This window comes from Yersinia canariae, assembly GCF_009831415.1.
GTDB classification, from domain to species: Bacteria; Pseudomonadota; Gammaproteobacteria; order Enterobacterales; family Enterobacteriaceae; genus Yersinia; species Yersinia canariae.
In genome coordinates this window covers 4,227,286-4,253,439 of the sequence record NZ_CP043727.1, presented here as the reverse complement: position 1 = coordinate 4,253,439, position 26,154 = coordinate 4,227,286, and the positions used below count along the sequence as shown (strand labels likewise).

Genomic DNA, 26,154 nt, shown 5'->3' with positions numbered 1-26,154 from the left:
TAAGGCTAAATAAGGCGTTATAGAAGTAAAATAGTCAAAGATTAGATATTAGTGAAGAATCTATTATAGTTAGCAATAATATAAGCTATTTGAGCGACAAACGCTTCCTTGATGATTTTACTTTCCTCTTCGTCTTTACATTTCTTTTTTAGATCAAAAAAGCTTTGTTGCATTAATTGGACAGTAACGTCGGCAGATTTTTGAAATGCAGATAAGTTATTGTTTTTACCGAATTCATTCAGTAACAAATCAAATCGTTCGTCGGCAAAATCCCGCAGTATCTGTACTTCTTCATTGCTTATTTTATTGTCACAATAAAAAGCGTTCAAAAGTGTTTTTATATCTCTATTAGTTTCTGAATTATGCATAATTAAAACCTCAATGAATGTAATGTATGTAATGAATAACGTTGCTGAAATATTACAAATTGAGGATATATAGATAGTGTGGTGAGAGCAATCAGGATACTGCTGTCAATTGTCCTAAAGTAATAGTAAATAACTTTTTTAATAAGAATTAATTTAAATAATGGATAGCCATATTAAGCTATCCATTATTAGTATGAAAATTATGGGATCAATAAACTAGAACCGGTTGTTTGGCGGCTTTCTAATATTTCATGGGCGCGGCGCGCGTCACTCAGTGGGAACTGCTGAGCTTGAGCCACATCCACCTTAATTGCTCCACTGATAATCAATGAAAATAGCTCATGACTGGCACTTTCCAGCTCTTGTCGATTCGTGACATAGACGTTAAGGGATGGACGGGTAACATATAACGCGCCTTTTTGGTTCAGTATGGCAAGGTCGACCCCAGTCACTGGGCCGGAAGCATTGCCAAAACTGACCATTAAACCCCTGCGTTTAAGGCTATTTAATGAGTCCAGCCAGGTGCTTTTCCCCACTGAGTCATACACCACGCCCACTTTCTCGCCGTGGGTCAGCTCCACCACTCGCTCGGCGATATTTTCTTTGCGATAGTTGATGGTGGCCCAAGCCCCGTTAGCTTTGGCTAATTCGGCTTTTTCATCGGAGCCGACGGTACCAATCAGTTTCGCCCCCAGTGCTTTTGCCCATTGGCAGGCAATCAACCCGACCCCTCCCGCGGCGGCATGGAATAAGAAGACTTCGCCGGGTTTGATTTCATGGGTTTGGCGTAATAAATATTGGACTGTCAGCCCTTTAAGGAATGAAGCTGCCGCTTGCTCAAAAGATATTTGCTCAGGAAGTAATGCAATTTTTTCTGCGGCGACATTATGGATTTCACTGTAAGCCCCAAGGGCTGATTGGGCATATACCACCCGATCCCCAACTTTGATGGTGTTAACTGCGGAACCAATTTTAGTCACCACCCCTGCGGCTTCGGTGCCCAGGCCACTTGGAAACTGCGGCGGTGGATATAGGCCGCTGCGAATATAGGTATCAATGTAGTTAATGCCGATGGCTTTATTTTCGACCTGAACCTCATGTGCCGCGGGATCTACAGGTGTGAAATCGAGATATTGCAACACTTCCGGCCCGCCAGTGGTGCTAAATTGAATATGTTTTGCCATGCTAGCTCCTAGGAATAGGTGTATTTTTACCTTATAGAGTTCTACATCAGGAGTCAGTATCTTGCTAATACCGATAAGTAATAGGGAATTCATAATTACCCGTCGGATATCATCGCGTATACTAAGCCACTGTATTTTTTATTCGTCATTTTCCTCTTCGCAACAAAGGTAAAGAACACTTTTCATGGCAGCAAAAAAACCAACCAACAATATGACAGAGCCACGAGACCGCCAGATGGAAGGGCTGAAACTCCCGCCTCATTCGCTGGAGGCAGAGCAGTCCGTGTTGGGCGGTTTGATGCTGGATAATGAGCGCTGGGATAACGTCTCTGAGCGCGTTGCCAGCAAGGACTTTTTCAGTCGCCCACATCGCCGGATCTTTACTGAAATGCAGCGCTTGCTGGAAAACAGCAAGCCGATCGATTTGATCACTTTATCCGAGTCACTGGAACAAAAAGGTGATTTGGAATCGGTAGGCGGCTTTGCCTATCTGGCAGAATTGTCCAAAAATACGCCAAGTGCTGCGAATATCGGCGCTTATGCAGATATCGTTCGTGAACGTGCAGTTGTCCGCGAAATGATCTCTGTCGCCAATGAGATAGCCGATGCCGGTTATGATCCCCAAGGGCGCAGCAGTGAAGATCTACTGGATCTGGCCGAATCTAGAGTGTTCCAGATTGCAGAAAGTCGGGCAAATAAAGATGAAGGGCCGAAAAGTGTCGATCAGATCCTCGAAGCCACTGTTGCACGCATTGAGCAGCTCTATCAACGGCCACATGATGGTGTCACCGGGGTTTCAACCGGTTTTACTGATTTAGATAAAAAGACGGCCGGCTTGCAGAAATCAGATTTAATCATTGTCGCGGCGCGTCCATCGATGGGGAAAACCACCTTTGCGATGAACTTATGCGAAAACGCCGCGATGATGCAGGAAAAACCGGTGTTGATCTTCAGTTTGGAGATGCCAGGTGATCAGATAATGATGCGTATGTTGGCATCTTTATCACATGTCGATCAGACCCGCATTCGTACTGGTCAATTGGATGATGAGGATTGGGCGCGTATTTCCAGCACCATGGGCATATTGATGGAAAAACGCAATATGTATATCGATGACTCATCCGGCCTGACCCCAACTGAAGTGCGCTCCCGCGCGCGGCGTATTTTCCGCGAACATGGCGGCTTGAGTCTGATTATGATCGATTACCTGCAATTGATGCGGGTGCCGTCGCTTTCGGATAACCGCACCTTGGAAATCGCCGAAATTTCACGTTCTTTGAAAGCCTTGGCGAAAGAATTACAAGTGCCCGTGGTGGCGCTGTCTCAGCTTAACCGTAGTTTGGAGCAACGTGCTGATAAGCGGCCAGTAAACTCCGACTTACGTGAATCGGGTTCTATTGAGCAGGATGCTGACTTAATCATGTTTATTTATCGTGATGAGGTTTATCACGAAAACAGTGATGAGAAAGGGATTGCACAGATTATTTTGGGTAAACAGCGTAATGGCCCGATTGGCTCAGTGCGGTTGAAATTTAATGGTCAATGGTCACGCTTTGATAACTATGCTGGCCCACAATACGACGACGAATAGCGAGTCATAAATATCCCCTTCGAGTTTGATGCTGCCTTCCGGCAGTACCCATTTTTTTGGGTATTAAATTGATAATTAAGGATAAGAAATGAAAGCGGCAACAGCAGTCATCGACCGCCGCGCTCTGCGACATAATTTGCAACAGGTTCGGCGCATGGCACCGCAAAGCCGCCTGATTGCAGTTGTGAAAGCAAACGCTTATGGCCACGGATTATTAGAAACAGCGCATACCTTGCAGGATGCCGATTGCTACGGGGTGGCGCGGATTGGTGAAGCGCTGATGCTGCGATCTGGCGGAATTGTCAAACCGATTTTGTTGTTGGAAGGTTTTTTTGCTGCCGAAGATTTGCCTATTCTGGTGGCCAACCGCATTGAAACTGCAGTACATAGCATTGAGCAACTGGAAGCGCTGGAAGCCGCTAATCTCTCCGCCCCAATTAATGTTTGGATGAAACTGGATACCGGTATGCACCGTCTGGGAGTTCGCCCAGAACATGCGGAGGCTTTTTATCAGCGCTTAAGCGCGTGCCGCAATGTCATTCAGCCAGTCAATATCATGAGCCACTTTAGCCGAGCGGATGAACCGCAAGTGGACACTACCCGCCAGCAGCTTGATTGCTTTGATACTTTTGCTGCCGATAAGCCCGGTAAGCAATCTATTGCGGCGTCCGGCGGTATTTTACTGTGGCCAGAATCGCACCGTGATTGGGTTCGCCCCGGTATCATTCTGTATGGTGTTTCACCGATGGATGAGCCCTATGCCAGCCATTTTGATCTGTTACCCGCGATGGCACTGAAATCCAGTCTGATTGCTGTTCGTGAGCACAAAGCCGGTGAACCTGTGGGCTATGGCGGCACTTGGATTAGTGAGCGGGATACCCGGCTGGGTGTGGTGGCGATTGGTTATGGTGATGGATATCCGCGTAGCGCCCCTTCAGGTACACCAATGTGGCTCAATGGCCGTGAGGTCGGCATTGTTGGCCGGGTTTCAATGGATATGATTTCCGTTGATTTGGGGCCAGATGCCACGGATAAAGTCGGTGACGAAGTGTTGCTGTGGGGGGCTGAATTGCCGGTTGAGACAATCGCCGCGCGCACCGGTATCAGCGCCTATGAATTGATTACTAAGCTGACCTCCCGTGTTGCGATGGAATATCTGGGGGAATAAGGTAAGCTGCTAACTATACTCATCGTAATTCAAATTGCAGATGTGCTGGCAGCTTTCGCTCATTTGAGTCACTGACTATGCCCGTGACCCAATGGCTGAGTTGCCGTCTCCCTGGAACGCGAATGATTTAGGGTGTAGACAATAATTATCGATAAAGGAGAGCAGCACCGTGTTCCAAAATGTTGACGCCTATGCAGGTGACCCGATCCTGTCGCTGATGGAAAGTTTTAAAGCCGATAACCGCGCACATAAAGTGAATTTGAGTATTGGGCTTTATTATAATGAGCAGGGTGAGATCCCATTGATGCAGGCAGTCAAAGCTGCCGAAGCGCAATTAAGTGCTCAGCCACATGGAACACCCGTCTATTTGCCGATGGAAGGTCTGCAACCTTATCGTAGTGCTATCCAGCAGCTGTTATTTGGCGCAGAACATCCCATATTGCAACACAAGCGGGTGGCGACAATCCAAACCGTGGGTGGCTCTGGTGCATTGAAAGTCGGTGCTGATTTTCTGAATCATTATTTCCCCGATTCACAGGTTTGGGTCAGTGATCCCACTTGGGAAAACCATGTTGCTATTTTTAGTGGCGCAGGTTTTAAAGTGAATACCTATCCGTATTTTGATAACGACAAATTGGGCGTGAAGTTTGACCAAATGCTAGCGACACTCCAGCAGTTACCGGCCAAAAGTATCGTGTTATTACACCCTTGTTGCCATAACCCAACGGGGTCGGATCTGACAAATACACAATGGGATCAAGTGATTGAAGTGGCTAAAGGCCGGGATCTTATCCCATTCTTGGATATCGCCTATCAAGGTTTTGGTGCCGGATTGAATGAAGATGCCTATGCTATCCGCGCGATGGCGGCAGCAGAATTGCCCTGCTTGATCAGTAACTCCTTCTCTAAAATCTTCTCCTTGTATAACGAGCGGGTCGGCGGTTTGTCTGTCGTGTGTGAAAGTGAAGAAGCTGCGGGCCGTGTATTAGGGCAATTGAAAGCAACTGTCCGCCGTAACTATTCCAGCCCACCAAACTTTGGTGCGCAGGTTGTTGCTAAAGTGCTGCATGACACTGAATTACGGGCACAATGGCAGGCTGAAGTGGAGCAAATGCGCCTGCGTATTATTGAAATGCGCAGCACTTTGGTCGACGCGTTGAAAGCCTCATTACCGAATCGTAATTTCGATTACTTGCTGCAACAACGCGGCATGTTCAGTTATACCGGTTTTAGTGCCGCTCAGGTGGAGCGCTTGCGTGAAGAGTTTGGTGTGTATCTGATTGCCAGCGGCAGGATGTGTATGGCGGGTGTTAATCACAGTAATGTTCAGCGCGTTGCCGCGGCTTTTGCTGCAGTGCAGTAATCTGGATGTCGTATTATTTACATTAAGGCGATAGCAATATCGCCTTTTTCTATTATTTTTTTCCCCACTTTTCCGCGACTTATCTCCACATCCCGCTAGTTTTTCCCACGGCTGATGGCTGTAAATTGATTAAAGAATATACTAATTGATGTGGTAGATACATGCCAAACGATCATTCATCGCTCACAGTAAATCTATTGTTATAGGCGCAAGCTAGCAATTCAGTATGTTGCTGTAACTGATGAAATGAAGTTTTTATGGAATAAAAAACTTATGAGGCCCTTTCGCGAGACGGCATCGGCCTATGATAGGAGATATCCCCATGAATAATTCGGCATTACTGGAATACTGCATGTCCAAACCGGGGGCAGAGCAGAGCGACCATGAGGAATGGCAGGCAAATCAGATTAAAGTGGCAGATGTGATGTTTGCTATGGTGGGTGAGACAGGCGGACGCCCCTCTATTTCATTGAAAACCAGCCCTGAATTGGCCGAAAGCCTACGAGAGCAACATCCGGAGATCGTGCCGAGTGAACACTTGAATAAAGCGCACTGGAACACGGTGTTTCTGGATGGCAAATTACCGAACTCACAGTTCTATTCGTTAATTGACCGCTCTTATCAATTGGTATTCCAAGGGTTACCAGAGCACAGAAAACAGGAGTTGGTGGTCTGAGGGCTAAAAAGAGCCTCTGGGACAGATAATTTCCTGCCCCAGAGTGCTAGCCTGATATTCTATTTACGTTTTAACATCGGTTTGAGGAATCGAGCCGTATGTGATGCTGCGCATTCGGCAACGGTCTCAGGAGTGCCGGAAACCAAAATTTCACCCCCGCCACTGCCACCTTCTGGCCCCAAATCGACAATCCAGTCTGCGGTCTTGATAACATCCAGATTATGCTCAATAACCACAATAGTATTGCCCTGATCGCGCAGCTGATGTAACACCGCCAAGAGTTGCTGAATATCAGCGAAGTGCAAACCGGTGGTGGGTTCGTCCAGAATATACAGCGTCTGGCCAGTGCCGCGTTTTGACAGTTCGCGTGACAATTTGACGCGCTGCGCTTCCCCACCTGACAAGGTGGTGGCTGACTGGCCCAGACAAATGTATGACAGGCCAACATCCATCAAGGTTTGCAGCTTACGCGCCAATGCTGGAACAGCATCAAAGAACTCGCGCGCCTCTTCGATTGTCATCGCCAACACTTCGTGAATACTCTTACCTTTGTATTTAACTTCCAGCGTCTCGCGGTTATAGCGCTTGCCTTTGCATTGGTCGCAAGGCACGTAAATATCCGGCAGGAAGTGCATTTCAACTTTAATCACCCCGTCGCCCTGACAGGCTTCGCAGCGGCCGCCTTTGACGTTAAAGCTGAAACGGCCCGGTGTATAACCGCGAGTGCGCGATTCGGGTACGCCGGCAAATAGCTCGCGAATTGGCGTAAAGATACCGGTATAGGTCGCCGGGTTAGAACGCGGAGTCCGGCCAATCGGGCTTTGGTCGATATCGATAACTTTATCGAAATGCTCCAGTCCTTGAATCTCGCGGTAGGGTGCGGGTTCGTTGGTGGTAGCGCCGTTCAACTGGCTTTGGGCGATGGAATATAAGGTATCGTTGATCAGGGTCGATTTCCCGGAGCCAGAAACACCGGTAATGCAGCTAAATAGCCCGACAGGCAGTGTTAACGTGACATCTTTCAGGTTGTTGCCGCTGGCCCCAATCAGTTTCAATACTTTGCTCGGATCACCGGCGACCCGTTGCGCCGGAATCGCGATTTCCCGCTTGCCGCTGAGGAACTGGCCGGTCAATGACTCAGGGGCGGCCATAATGTCGTCAACCGTGCCCTCTGCGACCACTTCACCACCATGTACGCCCGCACCTGGGCCGATATCAATCACATGGTCGGCGGCACGGATAGCATCTTCATCATGCTCCACCACAATGACGGTATTACCCAGATTTCGCAGGTGAATCAATGTTTCCAGCAAACGCTCATTATCACGCTGATGCAAGCCAATGGATGGCTCATCCAGCACATACATCACGCCAACCAGCCCCGCACCAATCTGGCTGGCTAAGCGGATACGCTGCGCCTCGCCGCCGGACAGGGTTTCTGCCGAGCGCGACAATGACAGGTAATTTAGCCCAACGTTAACCAGGAACTTCAGCCGGTCGCCAATCTCTTTCAGTATTTTCTCGGCAATCTGCGCCCGCTGACCGCTCAGTTTCATATTCTGGAAGAAGGTCAGTGCGTGGCCAATGCTCAGTTCGGAAATCTCTGGCAACGTGGTGTTTTGGACAAAAACATAACGCGCTTCTCGGCGCAGACGCGTGCCGTGGCATGAGGCACAGGAGCGATTGCTGATAAATTTCGCCAGCTCTTCGCGCACCGCACTGGATTCCGTCTCTTTATAACGGCGCTCCATATTGTGCAGCACACCCTCGAAAGGATGGCGGCGCACGGTGGTATCACCGCGGTCATTAATGTATTTGAATTCAATGGTGTCTTTGCCGGAACCGTAGAGCACGGCTTTCTGTATCGCCGTATCCAGCGAGTCAAATGGCGCTTCGATATCAAACTTATAATGATCAGCCAGTGAGCGCAGCATTTGGAAGTAATAGAAGTTACGGCGATCCCAGCCACGAATCGCGCCACCCGCCAGTGACAGTTCGGGGTTTTGCAGCACACGGTCTGGATCAAAAAACTGCTGCACGCCAAGGCCGTCACAGGTTGGGCAAGCACCGGCTGGGTTGTTAAAGGAGAACAGACGCGGTTCTAACTCACTCATGCTATAGCCGCAAATTGGGCAAGCAAAGTTGGCGGAGAATAACAGCTCTTCGGCGTGAGGATCGTCCATATCGGCGACCACGGCAGTCCCGCCGGATAGCTCCAATGCAGTTTCAAATGATTCTGCCAGGCGCTGCGCCAGATCTTCGCGAACTTTAAAGCGGTCGACCACCACTTCTATGGTGTGTTTCTTTTGCAGCTCTAATTTTGGCGGATCGGACAGATCGCAAACCTCACCATCAATCCGCGCCCGGATGTAGCCCTGCATCGCCAGGTTTTCCAGCGTTTTGGTATGTTCGCCTTTGCGATCTTTTACCACCGGGGCCAGTAGCATCAAGCGGCGGCCTTCCGGCTGGCTGATGACGTTATCCACCATCTGACTGACGGTTTGCGCCGCCAGCGGCACATCATGATCCGGACAGCGCGGCTCACCGACACGGGCGAACAGCAAGCGCAGGTAATCATGGATTTCAGTGATGGTACCCACGGTGGATCGCGGGTTATGAGAGGTCGATTTTTGCTCAATGGAGATAGCCGGGGAGAGACCTTCAATATGGTCGACATCCGGTTTTTCCATCAGCGATAGAAATTGGCGCGCATAGGCGGAAAGAGACTCAACATAACGGCGTTGCCCCTCGGCATACAGGGTATCAAAAGCCAGTGAGGATTTGCCTGAACCCGATAGACCGGTGACAACAATCAGTTTGTCGCGCGGGATAATCAGGTTGATATTCTTAAGATTATGGGTGCGAGCGCCCCGAACTTCGATATTATCCATTCAAACACTTCCCGGATGTAAACTGAGCCTCTCACCGTGTCTTTCTCATTTTTTTACCTTAAAAAACAAAGGTAAAAAGCAATAAATCGGCGTACTTTGTCACGCCAAAAAAGGACACAGCCAGTACGAAACGAATAATTATGACACAAAAAAACCTGAATGGATATCCAGTATCTGAGTGCAATCAAGACTGTTATTACGATAAATCTGCAATACATTTCGCACTTATGATCAGTTGTGTCGTTTGGTCGTTAGCGTGTTAAACTTAGTCGTTTATACTGCACAAAATTTATTTCATCAGGAGAGTTCACATGGCCAGCAGAGGCGTAAACAAAGTGATTTTGGTCGGGAATTTGGGCCAAGACCCGGAAGTCCGCTACATGCCGAATGGCGGAGCTGTTGCCAATATCACCCTGGCCACTTCCGAAAGCTGGCGTGATAAAGCAACCGGCGAGCAGAAAGAAAAGACGGAATGGCACCGTGTCGTGCTGTTCGGCAAACTGGCAGAAGTTGCTGGTGAATATCTGCGTAAAGGTTCTCAGGTTTATATTGAAGGCGCATTGCAAACCCGTAAGTGGACAGATCAGGCTGGTGTTGAGAAGTACACCACTGAAGTTGTTGTGAACGTTGGCGGCACTATGCAAATGCTGGGTGGTCGTCAAGGCGGCGGTGCTCCGGCAGGTGGTGGTGCGTCACAAGAGGGCGGCGCGCAGGGCGGTTGGGGTCAACCTCAACAGCCACAAGGTGGCAACCAGTTCAGCGGCGGCCAGACTTCACGCCCGGCTCAATCTGCACCAGCAGCACAGCCGCAAGGCGGCAATGAGCCACCAATGGATTTCGACGACGATATCCCGTTCTGATCCCATTAGGGCTAAGAACCGCAATAGTATCGGCGATAAAAATCAAACCCTGCCTCGGCAGGGTTTTTTATTGTCCCGTTAAATCCCTCCCAGTGGGCGGTGATTTTAAATCCTCTGTTATCATTGGGTTGCCTGCTTCATATACCGTTGGCAACCTCATAAACCAAAATATTCTTTTATCACTATAATCAATACTCTGATGTTCATCATATGGAGCTTGATATGGTCATTGTTCACCATCTGAATAATTCGCGTTCACAGCGTATCTTGTGGATGCTGGAAGAGTTGCAAGTCCCGTATGAGTTGAAGCGCTATCAGCGCGATCCCGGTAGCTTGCTGGCACCACCTGAATTGAAAAAAATCCATCCATTGGGGAAATCACCCGTGATTACTGATGGAGATCTGACCCTGGCGGAGTCGGGAGCTATCATTGAGTATTTGCAGGAAACCTATGATGCACAAGGCTTGTTTAAGCCCACCGGCCACTATGACCGCCAGCAGTTCCGTTACTGGATGCATTACGCTGAAGGTTCATTGATGCCGCTACTGGTAATGAAACTTATCTTCAGCCGCTTCGGTGGGCCGCCAGTCCCGTGGATCATCCGCCCAGTCGCCAAGGCATTAGGTGATGGAGTGCAGAAAAGTTATCTGAATAAGCAAATCGCCACCCATCGAGATTATCTGGAACAGCATTTAGCGAAAAATCAGTGGTTTGCGGGTAGTGATTTTAGTGCCGCAGATATTCAGATGAGTTTTCCTATTGAGGCCATAAATGCACGTGGCGGCCTCGAGGGGTTCCCAAAACTACAAGATTTCTTAGTGCGAATTCATCAGCGCCCAGCTTATCAACAGGCGGTTGAAAAGGGCGGTGCCTTCAAGTTAGCAAGCTGATACCCCAGCCAAGAAAACGAGTGTGAGGCTGCTCACACTTTCGTTTCGCCCCACAATAAATGCGCCCAGACAAATTAATGTAAGAAAATGCATTAAATATCGCTTTCTGATGTTGATTAGTCGCTGTGAATAGCTAGATAATCGTTTGCCTTGAATTTCATCTGCCCTAAACTTCGATTTTTTTCAGTCATGCGTGTTTCCAGCTAATCGTTTGCTATTTTCTCCGTCATATCGGCGTTGGGGGAATTGACGAGTTAATCGGCAGGGACGGAAACGATTACGTATTGGAAGGGCGTGTGGCTTATTGACTACTTTAAATTGACACACAGGGGACATAACCATGTCTAGCACCAATCCTCAAGCGAACCAGGCAGTCAAGCCGAAGGGTTCGCTTGATGCGTTTTTCAAGCTTAGTGAACGTGGCAGTAATGTACGCCAGGAAGTGCTGGCCGGTCTGACGACTTTTCTGGCGATGGTCTATTCGGTCATCGTCGTGCCGAGCATGTTAGGTAAAGCCGGCTTCCCGCCAACCGCTGTGTTTGTTGCGACTTGTCTGGTTGCAGGCTTAGGCTCTTTGCTGATGGGCTTGTGGGCAAATTTGCCGATGGCGATTGGTTGCGCCATTTCATTGACGGCGTTTACTGCTTTTAGCTTGGTATTGGGCCAACACATCAGTATTCCTGTGGCATTGGGTGCAGTATTCCTGATGGGGGTACTGTTTACCATTATCTCCGTCACGGGTATCCGCTCATGGATATTGCGTAATCTACCAATGGGCGTAGCACACGGCACCGGTATTGGTATCGGCTTGTTCTTGCTGCTGATTGCCGCCAATGGTGTCGGCTTGGTTATCAAAAACCCAATTGAAGGTTTGCCGGTAGCGCTGGGCGCATTTACCTCCTTCCCCGTCATTATGACGTTATTGGGCTTGGCGGTGATTTTCGGTCTGGAGAAGCTGCGGGTGCCGGGCGGTATTCTGTTGGTGATTGTCGCCATCTCTATTATTGGCCTGATTTTTGACCCAAGTGTGACTTACCAAGGGCTGTTCGCCATGCCAAGTCTGGCAGATGCTAATGGTAACTCATTGATTTTCAGTCTTGATATTATGGGCGCGCTGAAGCCTGTGGTATTGCCAAGTGTGCTGGCGTTGGTGATGACGGCGGTCTTTGATGCCACCGGAACCATCCGTGCGGTCGCGGGGCAGGCAAACTTGCTGGATAAAGACGGCCAGATTATCAGTGGCGGCAAAGCACTGACTTCTGACTCCGTCAGCAGCATCTTCGCCGGTTTAGTGGGCGCGGCTCCTGCGGCGGTTTACATTGAATCTGCGGCCGGTACTGCGGCAGGCGGCAAAACCGGTCTGACCGCGACTGTCGTCGGTATTCTGTTCTTGCTGATTTTGTTCCTTTCGCCGCTTTCCTATTTGGTTCCGGTGTATGCGACGGCTCCCGCATTGATGTACGTCGGTTTGCTGATGCTGAGCAATGTTTCTAAATTGGACTTCGACGATTTTGTTGATGCGATGTCCGGTTTACTCTGTGCTGTGTTTATCGTGCTGACCTGTAATATTGTTACCGGTATTATGTTGGGCTTCAGTTCACTGGTGATTGGGCGTATCTGCTCCGGTGAATGGCGTAAATTGAACCTTGGTACTGTGATTATTGCCGTGGCGCTGGTGGCATTCTATGCTGGCGGTTGGGCAATTTAAGTTGTGAGTCTTTACCGGCATCGGGATTAATCTGCTCCCGATGCCGTCACTCTTTTTAATATCCCTACTTTCTTTGTTTTCCTGCAATCAGTAACTGATTTTTTCCCCGTTTCATAAAGAATTGATCTACTATCAGAAGCTACGCTCCGACCCTATCTACGGGGGGAGGCGGTCAGGTTTATGTTGAGTTGAGTTGAGTTGAGTCTAAGGAAAGCATGGAAATCTTTTTTACAATCCTCATCCTTATTTTGGTGGTGTCGCTTTCCGGCGTTGTCACCCGGATGTTGCCGTTTCAAATCCCCCTCCCATTGATGCAAATTGTTTGTGGTGCCTTATTGGCTTTCCCCCACTTTGGTTTGCATGTCGATTTTGACCCAGAATTATTCTTGGTGCTGTTTATTCCACCGCTGCTGTTTGCCGATGGTTGGAAAACACCGACACGGGAGTTTATTCATCATGGGCGGGAAATCTTTGGTCTGGCCTTGGCCTTGGTATTGGTCACGGTTGTCGGTATCGGTTACCTGATTTACTGGATGGTGCCGGGCATCCCGCTGGTTGCCGCCTTTGCTCTGGCGGCAGTATTGTCGCCCACCGATGCCGTGGCGCTGTCCGGTATCGTGGGGAAAGGGCGAATCCCTAAATCAATTATGGGCGTACTGGAAGGGGAGGCATTGATGAACGATGCTTCTGGTCTGGTGGCGCTGAAATTTGCTATTGCCGTTGCCATGGGCACCATGGTGTTTACGGTTTCCGGTGCTACGCTGGAATTCCTGAAAGTCGCCATTGGGGGCTTGTTGGCCGGTGTAGCTGTTACCTGGCTATACAGTAAGTCGCTGCGCCTGATGAGCCGCTGGAGTGGTGATGACCCGGCAACACAAATTGTGTTGCTGTTGTTATTGCCGTTCGCCTCTTACTTGATTGCAGAGCATATTGGTGTGTCCGGCATTTTGGCCGCCGTTGCTGCGGGCATGACTATCAGCCAGTCTGGTGTGATTCGTAATGCCCCACTGACGATGCGGTTACGCGCCGACAGCGTATGGTCGATGTTGGAGTTTGTGTTCAACGGCATGGTGTTTATCCTGCTAGGTCTGCAATTGCCGGGGATTCTTGAAACCTCGATTGTGCAGGCTGAATTAGACCCGACTATCCAAACCTGGAATCTGTTTGCCGATGTTGCCATTATTTATGGCGCACTGCTGGTGTTGCGCTTCGGCTGGCTGTGGTCGATGAAGAAAATCAGTAAGCGCTTGCTGATGAAGCGGCCATTAGAATTCAGTAACTACACGACTCGTGAACTGTGGGTCGCGTCATTCGCTGGGGTTCGAGGGGCAATTACGCTGGCAGGTGTACTGTCCATTCCGTTATTCCTCAGTGATGGCTCGGCCTTCCCATCCCGCTACCAATTGGTGTTTATCGCCACTGGCGTGATTTTACTGTCGGTCATTGTCGGGGTTATTGCATTGCCACCCTTATTGCGTGGTGTGATTGTGGCCGATAAGAGTGTCAGCCGCGAAGAAGTTCGTTTGGCGCGAGCGGCAGCGGCGGAAGTGGCGATTGTCAGCTTGAATAAGATGGAAGAGCGCCTGGCTGCCAGCAGTGAGGAGAATATCGATCCGGAATTGCTGAAAGAGGTTAGCTCTCGCGTCATTGGGACTTTACGACGACGCACAGGCAGTAAAGATGAAATTGAAAACACATTACTCATCGAAAATCTGGAGCGGCGCTTTCGCTTAACGGCCCTGCGGGCGGAGCGTGGCGAACTGTATCACTTGCGCGCCACGCAGAAAATCAGTAACGAAACCCTACAAAAATTGCTGCATGATTTGGATTTGCTAGAAGCGCTATTGATTGAAAAAGAAGGTTAATTCCCCCTTAATCCGGCCACTACTGCGTGGCCGGTTTTATCTCCACCAATGAACCATTGGGCCAAAACTCCCGACAGCGGCTTATCCATGCCTGTGCGCTGTGAGAAAGATAACTTCCCTGACGCCAGATCAATCCTAACTGCCATGGCATCAGTGGCTCTAATGGCAGCCATAACAGCGCATTTTTATCCAGCCGCTGGCAAATAGGTTCTGGCAAAATAGCGATACCAATATCGGCTTGCACCATTGCGGCGAGAAAGTCCCATTGACCGCTGCGGACAGCAATTTGGGGGGTGAAACCACCGGTGGCGAAAGCATCCATTAACTGGCGGTAGAGCGCAAAATCCTCGTTATAAATCAAGATAGGCAAGTCCGCCAGCTCAGGAATACTCATGGTCGTGCGGTTAAGCCAAAACGCGGTACGCGGTACAACCACACAAAGCGGATGGCTGAACAGTGGCAATGATGTCAATGGCAAATCGCTATCGGCCGGCAGGGCGGTCAGGGCTAAATCCAATTCGCCGGATAACACCGCCTGTTGTACGGTTAAGCCGCCAAATTCGGCAATTTGCAGTTCTACTCCGGGGTAACTTCGGCGAAATTCGCTGATAAGTACGGCCATTTGCGTGCCGACCATGGGGGGGATGCCCAGCCGCAACTTGCCCTTTTTCAATGAACCAATATCATCCAATTCCGCTTCCAACTGCTGAAATTGGTCGAGGATAGCCAGCCCGCGCTGATAAACCGCCTGTCCGCTGTCGGTCAAATGTAGGCGTCGTCCTTCGCGAGTCAATAAGCTGCACTCCAATTCACTTTCCAGATTGCGCAGCATTTTGCTAATCGTGGGCTGGGTAACAAACAATTTCTCCGCTGCCCGAGTGAAGCTTTGCTGGCGCACCACTTCGACGAAATAACGTAAGGTTCTGATGTCCATTATTTTCCTGGTAGTGAGTGAAGCCATGAGCATTGGGAAGTATGCCATTTAGGCATGATTACAATGATTTTAATTCATTTTTTGCAACGTTGTCTGCGGCCTATACTGAGCACTGGTAAAATTTCCCACTGGGGTTTCTCATGTCATTGGCGTTACGCAATTTTGCGCCTTCAGTTCTTACGCGGCTACAGGTGCCCGTCCAGGTGGCATTGTATGCTGGGTTATTTGTTATTGCTGACCAACTGGTGAGGGTTTTCCACCTGCCATTGCCTGCCAATATTGTCGGCATGTTATTGCTGCTGGCTATGATTATGCTGCGAATCATGCCGGTGCGCTGGGTTCAGGCTGGCTCGCGCTGGCTATTGGCTGAAATGCTGTTGTTCTTTGTTCCCGCAGTGGTCGCCGTGGTGAATTATGCGCAATTGATCATGGTGGATGGCTGGAAGATTTTCGCAGTTATCGCCGTCAGCACCTCGCTCACCCTCGCGGCAACGGGCTTGGTAGTTGACCGGGTTTACCGTTTTGAGGTGTGGCTACAACGTCGCAAATCTAATCATCATGAATGATTTTATTATCAGCATCGCGTGTTTCCTGGCCACGCTGGCACTTTACTTCGCCAATAAAAAGCTTTATCGCCGTCGCCGGTCATTATTATTGATGCCCTTGGTGCTAACCCCCATGGTATTGGTGCTGTTGCTGGTGGTCACCCATATCTCTTATCAGGATTATATTGGTGAGACGCATTGGTTATTGTGGCTGCTGGGCCCCGCAACCATCGCGTTTGCCGTGCCGGTGTATGAGAATCTCTCGATTATCCGCCGCCACTGGCTGTCTCTCACTGCTGGTGTTATCACCGCGATTACCGTGGCAGTGGTCAGCTCGGTGTGGCTGGCGAAGTTATTGACCCTCTCGGAAGAAGTGCAACGCAGTTTGGCGGTGCGCTCTATTACCACACCTTTTGCTCTCGAGGCCGCGAAACAGTTGGGTGGGCAGCCGGATTTGGTCGCGCTGTTTGTGGTGATTACCGGGGTGTTTGGCATGGCGGTCGGGGATTTGCTGTTCCTGCGCCTTTCTGTGCGCAGCGGTTTGGCAAAAGGCGCGGGCCTTGGGGCTTCCTCTCATGGGGCCGGTACGGCTAAAGCGTATGAAATGGGGCAACAGGAGGGGGTGGTATCCAGCCTGGTAATGATGTTGGCGGGTATTATTACGGTGATTGGCGCGCCCTTAATCGGCCATTTGCTGTGGTAGTTGGTATAAAAATGGGTGAGGAAACCTCACCCGAAAATATTCAATGAAAACACCCAACGTAATGAATTTAATGAATAACCTGTGCTAAAAATGCCTGTGTCCGTTCTGATTTCGGATGAGAGAAGAATTCAGCCGGTGGCGCTTGCTCAACAATTTCGCCGCGATCCATAAAAATAACCCGGTCGGCAACGGTGCGAGCAAAGCCCATTTCGTGGGTGACGCACAGCATGGTCATCCCCTCGTGTGCGAGACTTATCATGGTATCCAGCACTTCTTTCACCATCTCCGGATCCAGTGCTGACGTCGGCTCGTCGAATAACATAATTTTGGGTTTCATACACAAAGAGCGGGCAATCGCCACCCGTTGCTGCTGCCCGCCGGATAACTGGCCGGGGAATTTATGCGCATGTTCAGCAATGCGCACCCGCTCTAAATAATGCATTGCCAGCTCATCGGCTTCTTTCTTCGGCATTTTCCGAACCCAACTTGGGGCCAAGGTGCAGTTCTGCATGACGGTTAAGTGCGGGAACAAATTAAAGTGCTGAAACACCATGCCGACTTCGGTGCGAACTCGCTCAATGTTGCGTAAATCGTCATTAAGCTCGATACCATCAACTCTGATTTTTCCTTCTTGATGCTCTTCCAAGTGATTAATACAGCGAATAGTGGTGGATTTGCCAGAGCCAGAAGGGCCGCATAACACGATGCGTTCGCCGGGACGCACAAACAAATTGATATCTTTCAATACGTGGAATTGCCCATACCACTTATTAACATTTTCCAATGTAATCATCATTTTATCGTTCTGGATTAGCGGGTTGTCGCTCATGTTAGGCCTCAATGTGTAGAACGTCCGGTGTGAAAGCGCTTCTCCAGATGCTGGCTATAGCGCGACATGCTGAAACAGAAAATCCAATAAACCGCCGCGGCAAAGACATAGCCTTCGGTTGACATCCCCAGCCAGGCGGGGTCGACAGTGGCTTGCTGCACACTGCTGAACAAGTCAAACAGGCCAATGATGATAACCAGACTGGTGTCTTTAAACAGCGCGATAATAGTGTTCACCAACCCTGGGATCACCATCTTCAGGGCTTGTGGCAAGATAACCAGCCCTTGAGTTTTCCAATAGCCCAGACCCAGTGACTCAGCCGCCTCGGTTTGGCCTTTGGGTAAAGCTTGTAAGCCGCCGCGCACCACCTCCGCCACATAAGCTGACTGGAATAGCACCACCCCCACCAACGCGCGAATGAGCTTATCGATACTGGTGCCTTCGGTCATAAACAGCGGTAGCATCACCGAGGACATAAATAGCACAGTGATTAATGGCACTCCGCGCCAAAACTCGATAAAAACCACTGACAGAATACGCACGACGGGCATGCTGGAGCGGCGGGCCAGTGCCAGCAATATACCCAGTGGTAAGGCACCGGCAATGCCTACTGCGGCGATAATCAGGGTGAGAGTCAGGCCACCCCATTGGCGGGTTTCAACCACGGCCAGCCCGAATAAACCGCCGTATAGCATCACCCACACCAATAATGGATAGGTTACCGCCCAAACAGCCAGATACCGGCCACGGCGTGGCATACCGTGGTAAAACAATGGTATGAGTGTGAGTAACCCAATGATTAGCGAGGTGTTTATCCGCCAGCGCTGATCTATGGGATACAGGCCATACATAAACTGGCCAAAGCGTGCATGAATAAATACCCAACAGGCACCTTCGCGGGTGCAATCAGCGCGTGTTGTACCCAGCCAATTGGCGTTAAAAATTGCCCAATTGAGTAAGGGCGGAATTAACTGCCACATTAGCCATAAGCACAATAGAGTCAGTAAGCTATTGGTCCAACTGGAAAATAAATTCTTTCTGGCCCAAAACACCATCCGACTTAATGGATTTCCCGGTCGCACAGTGCTGGGTGGTTCGCGAGTTAATGTCATTGTCATTCGCTTCCCTTAGCGCTCTACCAGCGCAATACGCCGGTTGTAGAGATTCATTAAAAATGAAATGGACAGACTGATAACCAAATAGACCGACATGGTAATGGCAATGGTTTCTATCGCCTGGCCGGTCTGGTTCAGTACCGTACCGGCAAACAGCGACACCATATCGGGATAGCCAATTGCCGCCGCCAGCGAAGAGTTTTTGACAATATTGAGGTATTGGCTGGTCAGCGGGGGGATGATGACGCGCAGCGCCTGCGGCAGAATCACCTGGCGCAAGGTCACGGTATTAGGCAACGCCAATGAGCGCGCGGCCTCGTGCTGACCATGCGGAACTGACTGAATACCTGAGCGAATGACTTCGGCAATAAAGGTTGAGGTATAAACTGACAGCGCCAGTGTTAAGGCCGCCAATTCAGGAATCAGCACCAGCCCGCCTTTAAAGTTAAAACCCCGTAACTGCGGTAAATCCCAGTGTAACGCCGGGCCATATAGCCAATGAGTCAGTGTCGGCAGGGCTATCAATAGCAATAAGCCCAAAGGCCAGGTGCGGTGGAATCGGCCTGTATGTAACTGACGAAAATGGTTATAGCGATATAGTGCAATGATGGCGATGGCGGCCAGTAGCAAGGCTATCAGCGCTGGCATAAAACCCGCGGCGAGCTCCGGGGATGGCAGATACAAACCGCGATTACTCAGGAATGCTACTCCGAAAGCATCCAAACTCTGTCTTGGCCCCGGAAGATTGCGCAATACTGCAAAATACCAGAAGAAGATTTGCAGTAGCGGCGGAATATTACGAAATGTCTCAATGTAGATTGTCGACAATTTGCGTAATAACCAGTTGTCAGACAAACGCGCCAAGCCAAGAAAAAAGCCTAATATTGAGGCAAAGAAAATACACAATACGGACACCAGCAAGGTGTTGAATAGCCCGACCAGAAAGACTCGGCCATAGGTATCGCCCTGCTCATAGTCGATAAGATGCTGAACAATGCCAAAACCGGCGCTGTTATTCAGGAAAGCAAAACCGGAGGTGATACCTCGGGTTGATAGATTGGTAATCGTGTTATGGATCAGGTACGCACCGCATCCGATCAGTATCAAAAGCGCGATAATTTGATACATCCAGGCGCGCACCGCTGGGTTAGTCAGCGAAAAGGCACCTTTGGCGGTTGGGCGTTGTGACATAGTGTGGGCCTCGGTCTGGATCATTCATCCGGCAGGACAGGCCTGCCGGAGTGGTGTCTGTTATCAACGAACCGGAGGCGCGTACTGAAGACCGCCATTGTTCCACAGCGCATTTTGGCCGCGTTTGATTTTCAGCTCACTGCCCATACCCACATTACGATCAAAGCTTTCGCCGTAGTTACCCACTTGTTTGACGATTTTAACTACCCAATCATTAGGAACTTTAAGATCCTTCCCATAATTGCCTTCGTGACCTAACAAATGTGCCATATCAGGTGTTGTCGGCTTGGCCGCCAATTCCTCGACATTTTTCGAGGTCACACCCATTTCTTCGGCGTTCAGCATGGCAAACAATGTCCAGCGAACAATGGCAAACCAATCTTCATCGCCACGGCGCACAACTGGCCCCAGAGGCTCTTTGGAAATGACTTCTGGCAGCACGATAAAATCGTCTGGTTTACCTAACTTGATGCGCAGTGCGTACAGTTGAGATTGGTCGGAGGCCAGGGTGTCGCAGCGGCCAGAGTCCAGTGCTTTGGCACTCTCATCAGAGCGGTCGAAAGTCACCGGCGTATATTGCATTTTATTGGCTTTAAAGTAGTCAGCAACATTGAGCTCGGTGTCAGTGCCGGCCTGAATACATACGGTGGCGCCATCCAGCTCTTTAGCACTTTTCAGCCCGGCTTTATGGTGGGTCAGGAAGCCGATGCCGTCATAATAGTTCACGCCGGTAAATAACATGCCCATACCGGCATCGCGGGAGGACGTCCAGGTCGTGTTACGTGACAAAATATCAACTTCGCCAGATTGCAGAGCTGTGAAACGCTCTTTTGCCGTCAGCGGTGTGTATTTTACTTTTTCTGCATCACCAAAGATGGCGGCGGCAACACTACGGCAAATGTCTACATCAAGCCCGGAGAATTTGCCGCTGGCATCTGCATAAGAAAAACCAGGCAACCCATCACTGATACCGCATTGCACAAAACCTTTTTTCTTCACCGCATCCAAAGTGGTGCCCGCCTGGGCTTGACCCGCTAATGCCACTAACGAGGCAGCAGCAACCAGCGTTGAAATCATTATTTTTTTCATGAAAGCGTCCTGTGAGGCAAAGTCGTGCCTATTGTCATTTTGTAGCGCACCCGTGATGCACCTTCGCTGTCTGTTGGCGTGTAGCCAGTTTGGTATTAGCAAATGGGATGCCAGAGTTACATTCCATTGATCCTCTGAGTAATTACTTGGGATTAACTCTTTGTAGGTAAAAATGGAGAGGGGGGATTGCACCGTAATAGAGCGTTTTAGGGCCAGTTGATATTTTTTAGGGCAGAAAATTCTTATGGTTTTGGCGTATAGGAGGGCTGAGGCTGTCTCGTGAGTTTACCGGCTGAGTTTTGTGCGCCGCGTAATATAAAAAACGGCATATACAGGTGAAATTCGGATTTTTTGAACTCTCAATTCGTCATCTAATTCCTGTGTGAAAGTTTTCACCTAAATACATTAGATAAAAGGATAGGGATTATGCCTCATTATTTAACGGCTTTGATATGTGGATTGCTTTGGTTGCTCACGGCCAGTTGCTTGGCACAAGCGGATGTTGAATCAACCAAGTGCGATGATACTGATTTTTCTCAGGTTTTGTCCTGCTACAAGGATAAATTAGCTACAGAACCGCTCATCTACAACTTACTCAGTCAGGAGAATTTACCGGGGCTTGAATGGCGTCGCTACCAACTGACTTCTCAACATTGGGCACCCGAGAATTTAGTCTCTCCTGCCGCCTGGCAGCACGAGGTCGAGATCTTTATTCCGAGTAGCAGCACTTCGACGCAAGCGCTGGTGGTGATTAATAATGGGATTAACTATGCCACTGATACAGTTCCTGCTTCTGGCCCGACTGATTTTTCCCTTGATGAATTGCAAAATATTGCCCGCGAAACCAACACTGTGGTGATAGCAATTAGCACTATTCCCAATCAATATCTTGAATATCAACAAGATGGCGAACCACGAAAAGAAGATGTCAGTGTTGCCCGTAGCTGGGCTCTATTTATGGCGGCCCCGGAGTCCCGTTCTACATTGCCCTTGCAAGTCCCCATGGCGGCAGCCGTTTCTCAGGCTATGACCATGGCCCAACAAGCTTTGCCGGAAAAAGCATTAGACGGTTTTATTGTCACCGGATTATCCAAACGAGGTTGGACAACTTGGCTTACGGCGATTGCTGACCCCCGTGTTAACGCGATAGCGCCCTTTGTTATTGATCTGCTGGATACCCGCGCCGCATTGGAACATATGTATCAATCTTATGGCGGCAACTGGCCGATTGCTTTTGCCCCTTATTATCTGGATGAAATTGATAAAAAGCTGGATACAGATAGCTTTGCCAAATTGATGCAAATTATTGATCCCCTACAGTATATGGGAACGGCGTATCAGTCCCGGCTGAGCATTCCAAAATATATTATCAATGCCAGCGGCGATGATTTCTACGTGCCTGATAACACAGATTTTTATTACGAAAAATTACCAGGAGAGAAAGCCCTGCGAGTTGCCCCCAACTCTAGCCACTATGGTATTAAAGCGTTTAGCGAACAGTCACTGATTCCATTTGTTAATCGCCTGCGACAATCCATGGCCATACCACAAATGAATACCAGTATTGGCACGAAAGATAAGGTGCAAACATTGACGGTGACGTTGTCCGAGACCCCGGATAAAGTATTGCTTTGGACTGCCACAAACAGTGAAGCGCGTGATTTTCGCTATGCTTGTGATGTGCGATATAGCGCATTCCCACTGGCGGTAACAGCGGAAAATACCTTTGATATTGCGCTGACGGAACCCACTTCTGGCTGGCAGGCCACTTTTGTTGAAGCGACTTTCAGTGATGGTTTTGTCGCCACCACGCCGGTTTATGTCTTACCCAAAGAGAGCTATCCCGCGACGGCTCCACCTGCCAGCGGGGCGGCCTGCAAAACATTACCGGGGCGTAATCTCATTGTTATAGAAGATACAGCACAGACCGATAGCTCAGCACAGGTCGGGGAGCAACTCTAACCCAGCCACATTGGGCGGGCTTCAGGTAATAAAAAACCCGGTATAAACCGGGTTTTTGCGTGCGTTGCATTTAATAGAGTGATGGTTCACCCGCGGGGCGAGTTTTAAAGCGGCGGTGCAACCAAAGATATTGCTCAGGAGCACGCATGATTTCTTTTTCAATCACTTTGTTCATGTAACGGGCGGCCGCTATCTCGTCATCAATAGGATAATCTTCCAACGCGGGCTGGATAAGCAGGTCATAACCACTGCCATCTGTTTTACGCAGTAGCACTAATGGCAGTAATGCCGGTTTTGCTAAGCGAGCTAACATAAAAGTACCACTGGTAGTGGCGGCTTGACTGACCGCAAACAAAGGCGCAAAAACACTGCCACGTGGGCCGTAATCCTGATCCGGGGCGAACCAAACGGCTTCACCTTTTTTCAGGGCTTGCACCATGCCACGCAGATCTTTACGGTCCAACATCGCCTTATTGGAGCGCATACGGCCCCAAGTCTGCACCAGCTCCATCACTTTATTATTATGTGGGCGATACATTGCCATCATCGGCTGACATTGGCCCATGACTCGGCCGCCCAGCTCCAGCGACATAAAATGAACGCCAATCACCAAGACACCGCGATTGCCTTCTTGTGCCTTTTTCAGGTGATTCAGGCCGGAGACGGTAAACCAGCGCTTAACGCGCGCATCGGGCCAAAACCATGCCATACCGGTTTCCAGCAACCCCATACCCAGAGATTCGAAATTACCGACAATCGTCCGCTCGAGAGTGGTTTTATCCATATCAGGGAAGCAGAGTTCGAGGTTACGCCGGGCAATGGAAACCCGCCGTTTGAGAAAACGCATTGAAGTGCGCCCGAGCCAAACCCCTAATTTGTTTATCAGCGGGTAGGGTAATTGGACTAACAAAAACAGGACGCCCAAGCCAAACCAAGTTAGCCAATAGCGGGGGTGGAGCAGGGAAATATGGAATTTCTGCGGCTTTATCATATTAACTCTATCGTTATGCGTTAAGTGCGAGCGTGTAACGCATAAGGAAATAACTCGATAGCGGTACATATCTTCAGACACCGTAGGTCGACTATCGTTTTCGTGAACACGATAATTGACGCAATATTTACATTAAAAGCGGGGGTCGCGTAGTGAATGGTCACAAAAGAGGGCTATCGATAAGCGAGGCTAGCTTTTGGTGAATTATATCATAACCGTGGTAAATGGAATCATAAGATAAATGTCGGAGGCGGCCAATGGTTAGCGGAACGTGGGCATTGAAAGAACCTATTGGCGATTAAAAACACCGCGTCCGTATGACAGCGCGGTGTCTTGGTTTGATTTACTCGGAGACTTACCAGAAACCTAACACTTTCCACCAGGCGCTACCGATGATCAGCCAGATAGGAATGACCACCAAACTGATCAGGAAACCTATTTTCCACCAGGTCGCCAGCGGGATAAAATTACACCCAAATAGAATAGGTGCCGGGCCACCGGAGTAATGGGTTGTCGCCATATACAAGTTACTGAACATACCAAATACCAGTACCGTCAGCATTGGCGGCGCTCCTGCAGCAATAGCAATGGAAACAAAAATTGCATACATGGCACTGATATGGGCAATGGCGCTGGCCATCATATAGTGACTGTAATAGTACGCCAGCAGCAAAATCCCCATCATCGGTACCCAATTCATGCCCTGTACCGAACCCGCAATTGAGGCGCCAAACCAGGAAATAAATCCCAGTTTATTCAGTTGGCTGGCCAATGTTAACAGCACTGCAAACCAAATCACCGTGTGCCATGCTTCTTTCTCGGCAATGACATCATCCCAAGTTAGCGCGCCGCTCAGCAACAAGATAGCCAGGCCAATAAAGGCGGTCATTGTGGCATCAATATTCAGCGCGGCACCACATACCCACAGGGTCACCAGCCCAATGAAGACCGATAACACGATCCATTCATTGCGGCTCATTGGCCCCATCTCTTTCAGTTTCACGATGGCCAAGGCGCGCATTTCCGGGGTTTTCTTCAATTCCGGTGGATAAAAGCGGTACAGCAGCAAAGGAATGACTGCCAGAGAAATTAACCCCGGGACAATCGCGGCCAGTGCCCAACTGGTCCAGGTAATGGTTATCCCCATTTCGCCGGCCAACTTACCTATCATCGGGTTACCCGCCATCGAAGTTAGGAACATTGCGCAGGTAATGGCGTTGCATTGGAAAATACATTGCACCAGAAAAGCCCCGATTTTGCGCTCGGTTCCCCGGTCTGGTGTGGATTCATAAGCTTCAGATATTGAGCGAAACAGGGGGGTGATGATGCCACCACAGCGAGCGGATGTTGATGGCATTGCTGGGGCAAACATCAAGTCAGTCAATACTAAGCCATAAGCAAGGCCCAGTGAGCTGTGACCTAACTTACTGATAAATAAGTACCCGACCCGACGACCAAAGCCTGTTTTGATGAAACCGCGTGAAATAAAGAAGGCGCAAGCTATCATCCAGATGGTCGGATCGGCAAAACCGGCGAGCACTTCTTTAATGCTTAATAAACCGGTGGCGGCGACTACCGTCAGGCTGAAAACTGCCATTGCACCTAACGGATAGGGCGAGAGAATCAGACCAATAACGGTGGCGGCAAAGACTGCCATAAGATGCCAGGCACGCGGATCAACAGATTCCGGTACTGGACTAAACCAGATACTTATCCCAATAAATAGGATGATTAGCATTCTTTCTATACGTGTTTTGAATATCGACATGATTATTTACCCTGATGCTATTTTATGTGCAGTGTTAATCATCGCCAGCAGTAGTCGGGGATAGTTAAATTATTAAGGCTGTGATTATATGAAATAACTGTATAGGGAAAATAACGCCATCATTTTGATCAAAGTCATTCTTATATTGCACGGCGCGGGGAAGTGCGGTGGGATAAATATATTATTCTGATCTAAGTAATTCATGCAAAATTTGTCGATTACTTTACTTTATTAATTATATGGGGTGGGATTTTATCTGTTAAAACAACATAATTTTGCATTAATAGACGAGGTGGCAGGGCGCAGGAAGGGAATGCAATCTGAGCGTGTAGATTAAATGCATCCGTTAAGAAATAATGTATAAATTTTACTGATTAAATATTTCTCTCTGGATTGGACTGGGATTTATATTATTAGGGATGAGACCATGTTCTCAGTAACAAAAAACCCGCACAAAGGCGG

General features: G+C 49.2%; 21 protein-coding genes. 11 read left to right on the top strand and 10 right to left on the bottom strand.

Going from position 1 to position 26,154, the window contains the following annotated elements; translation table 11 throughout:
- Positions 1 to 41 precede the first annotated feature (41 nt).
- A complete protein-coding gene (locus tag F0T03_RS19470) occupies positions 42 to 368 on the bottom strand; it encodes a hypothetical protein (RefSeq protein ID WP_159680182.1) in 327 nt (108 codons plus the stop codon).
- 200 nt (positions 369 to 568) lie between these two features.
- Positions 569 to 1,552, bottom strand: coding sequence for a quinone oxidoreductase (locus F0T03_RS19465; RefSeq protein WP_159680180.1), 984 nt, complete (start codon positions 1,550 to 1,552; stop codon positions 569 to 571).
- Positions 1,553 to 1,736: 184 nt separating this feature from the next.
- On the opposite strand from F0T03_RS19465, the gene dnaB reads away from it, so the two are divergent.
- From dnaB to F0T03_RS19445, 4 genes are all read left to right on the top strand, one after another.
- Entirely contained in the window at positions 1,737 to 3,143 is a 1,407-nt protein-coding gene (gene dnaB / locus F0T03_RS19460; RefSeq protein WP_145554679.1) for a replicative DNA helicase, read from the top strand.
- Positions 3,144 to 3,231: 88 nt separating this feature from the next.
- On the top strand, positions 3,232 to 4,311 hold the full coding sequence (alr, locus tag F0T03_RS19455; protein ID WP_159680178.1) for an alanine racemase: 1,080 nt from the start codon (positions 3,232 to 3,234) through the stop codon (positions 4,309 to 4,311).
- A gap of 169 nt (positions 4,312 to 4,480) precedes the next feature.
- Positions 4,481 to 5,674, top strand: a complete 1,194-nt coding sequence (locus F0T03_RS19450; RefSeq protein WP_159680176.1) for an amino acid aminotransferase — start codon at positions 4,481 to 4,483, stop codon at positions 5,672 to 5,674.
- A gap of 322 nt (positions 5,675 to 5,996) precedes the next feature.
- Positions 5,997 to 6,350, top strand: coding sequence for an MmcQ/YjbR family DNA-binding protein (locus tag F0T03_RS19445; RefSeq protein WP_159680173.1), 354 nt, complete (start codon positions 5,997 to 5,999; stop codon positions 6,348 to 6,350).
- A gap of 59 nt (positions 6,351 to 6,409) precedes the next feature.
- On the opposite strand, the gene uvrA is transcribed toward F0T03_RS19445, so the two are convergent.
- A complete protein-coding gene (gene uvrA / locus F0T03_RS19440) occupies positions 6,410 to 9,241 on the bottom strand; it encodes an excinuclease ABC subunit UvrA (protein ID WP_145554683.1) in 2,832 nt (943 codons plus the stop codon).
- A gap of 311 nt (positions 9,242 to 9,552) precedes the next feature.
- On the opposite strand from uvrA, the gene ssb1 reads away from it, so the two are divergent.
- From ssb1 to F0T03_RS19420, 4 genes are all read left to right on the top strand, one after another.
- On the top strand, positions 9,553 to 10,101 hold the full coding sequence (gene ssb1 / locus F0T03_RS19435; protein ID WP_004876410.1) for a single-stranded DNA-binding protein SSB1: 549 nt from the start codon (positions 9,553 to 9,555) through the stop codon (positions 10,099 to 10,101).
- 222 nt (positions 10,102 to 10,323) lie between these two features.
- A complete protein-coding gene (locus F0T03_RS19430) occupies positions 10,324 to 10,992 on the top strand; it encodes a glutathione S-transferase family protein (RefSeq protein WP_145554684.1) in 669 nt (222 codons plus the stop codon).
- Positions 10,993 to 11,332: 340 nt separating this feature from the next.
- Positions 11,333 to 12,700 (top strand): NCS2 family permease, encoded by a 1,368-nt coding sequence (locus F0T03_RS19425; RefSeq protein ID WP_145554685.1) that lies wholly within the window; start codon positions 11,333 to 11,335, stop codon positions 12,698 to 12,700.
- Positions 12,701 to 12,915: 215 nt separating this feature from the next.
- Positions 12,916 to 14,565: a Na+/H+ antiporter gene (locus F0T03_RS19420; RefSeq protein WP_145554686.1), complete on the top strand. Its 1,650-nt coding sequence runs from the start codon at positions 12,916 to 12,918 to the stop codon at positions 14,563 to 14,565.
- A gap of 19 nt (positions 14,566 to 14,584) precedes the next feature.
- Here the strand turns inward: F0T03_RS19420 and F0T03_RS19415 are convergent, their stop codons facing one another.
- Positions 14,585 to 15,499 carry a LysR family transcriptional regulator gene (locus F0T03_RS19415; protein ID WP_145554687.1) on the bottom strand — a complete coding sequence of 305 codons (915 nt, stop codon included), beginning with the start codon at positions 15,497 to 15,499 and terminating at the stop codon, positions 14,585 to 14,587.
- 140 nt (positions 15,500 to 15,639) lie between these two features.
- On the opposite strand from F0T03_RS19415, the gene F0T03_RS19410 reads away from it, so the two are divergent.
- Positions 15,640 to 16,065, top strand: coding sequence for a CidA/LrgA family protein (locus F0T03_RS19410; protein ID WP_145554688.1), 426 nt, complete (start codon positions 15,640 to 15,642; stop codon positions 16,063 to 16,065).
- A complete protein-coding gene (locus F0T03_RS19405) occupies positions 16,058 to 16,747 on the top strand; it encodes an LrgB family protein (RefSeq protein ID WP_049634503.1) in 690 nt (229 codons plus the stop codon). The genes F0T03_RS19410 and F0T03_RS19405 overlap by 8 nt, the downstream gene beginning before the upstream one ends.
- Positions 16,748 to 16,814: 67 nt before the next feature.
- Here the strand turns inward: F0T03_RS19405 and F0T03_RS19400 are convergent, their stop codons facing one another.
- The 4 genes from F0T03_RS19400 to F0T03_RS19385 all read right to left on the bottom strand — a co-directional run bounded on the left by F0T03_RS19400 (position 16,815) and on the right by F0T03_RS19385 (position 20,971).
- Positions 16,815 to 17,576 (bottom strand): amino acid ABC transporter ATP-binding protein, encoded by a 762-nt coding sequence (locus F0T03_RS19400; protein WP_145554689.1) that lies wholly within the window; start codon positions 17,574 to 17,576, stop codon positions 16,815 to 16,817.
- An 8-nt stretch (positions 17,577 to 17,584) separates the two neighbouring features.
- Positions 17,585 to 18,688 (bottom strand): amino acid ABC transporter permease, encoded by a 1,104-nt coding sequence (locus tag F0T03_RS19395; RefSeq protein ID WP_162527061.1) that lies wholly within the window; start codon positions 18,686 to 18,688, stop codon positions 17,585 to 17,587.
- A gap of 15 nt (positions 18,689 to 18,703) precedes the next feature.
- Positions 18,704 to 19,882, bottom strand: a complete 1,179-nt coding sequence (locus F0T03_RS19390; protein WP_159680167.1) for an amino acid ABC transporter permease — start codon at positions 19,880 to 19,882, stop codon at positions 18,704 to 18,706.
- A gap of 63 nt (positions 19,883 to 19,945) precedes the next feature.
- Positions 19,946 to 20,971: an amino acid ABC transporter substrate-binding protein gene (locus F0T03_RS19385; RefSeq protein WP_159680163.1), complete on the bottom strand. Its 1,026-nt coding sequence runs from the start codon at positions 20,969 to 20,971 to the stop codon at positions 19,946 to 19,948.
- A gap of 426 nt (positions 20,972 to 21,397) precedes the next feature.
- On the opposite strand from F0T03_RS19385, the gene F0T03_RS19380 reads away from it, so the two are divergent.
- Positions 21,398 to 22,933, top strand: a complete 1,536-nt coding sequence (locus F0T03_RS19380) for a PhoPQ-activated pathogenicity-related family protein (protein ID WP_159680159.1) — start codon at positions 21,398 to 21,400, stop codon at positions 22,931 to 22,933.
- Positions 22,934 to 23,003: 70 nt separating this feature from the next.
- Here F0T03_RS19380 and lpxP read toward each other — a convergent pair whose 3' ends face one another.
- Positions 23,004 to 23,924 carry a kdo(2)-lipid IV(A) palmitoleoyltransferase gene (lpxP, locus tag F0T03_RS19375; RefSeq protein WP_145554694.1) on the bottom strand — a complete coding sequence of 307 codons (921 nt, stop codon included), beginning with the start codon at positions 23,922 to 23,924 and terminating at the stop codon, positions 23,004 to 23,006.
- A gap of 355 nt (positions 23,925 to 24,279) precedes the next feature.
- Positions 24,280 to 25,692 carry an anion permease gene (locus F0T03_RS19370; protein ID WP_159680155.1) on the bottom strand — a complete coding sequence of 471 codons (1,413 nt, stop codon included), beginning with the start codon at positions 25,690 to 25,692 and terminating at the stop codon, positions 24,280 to 24,282.
- Positions 25,693 to 26,154: the final 462 nt, after the last annotated feature.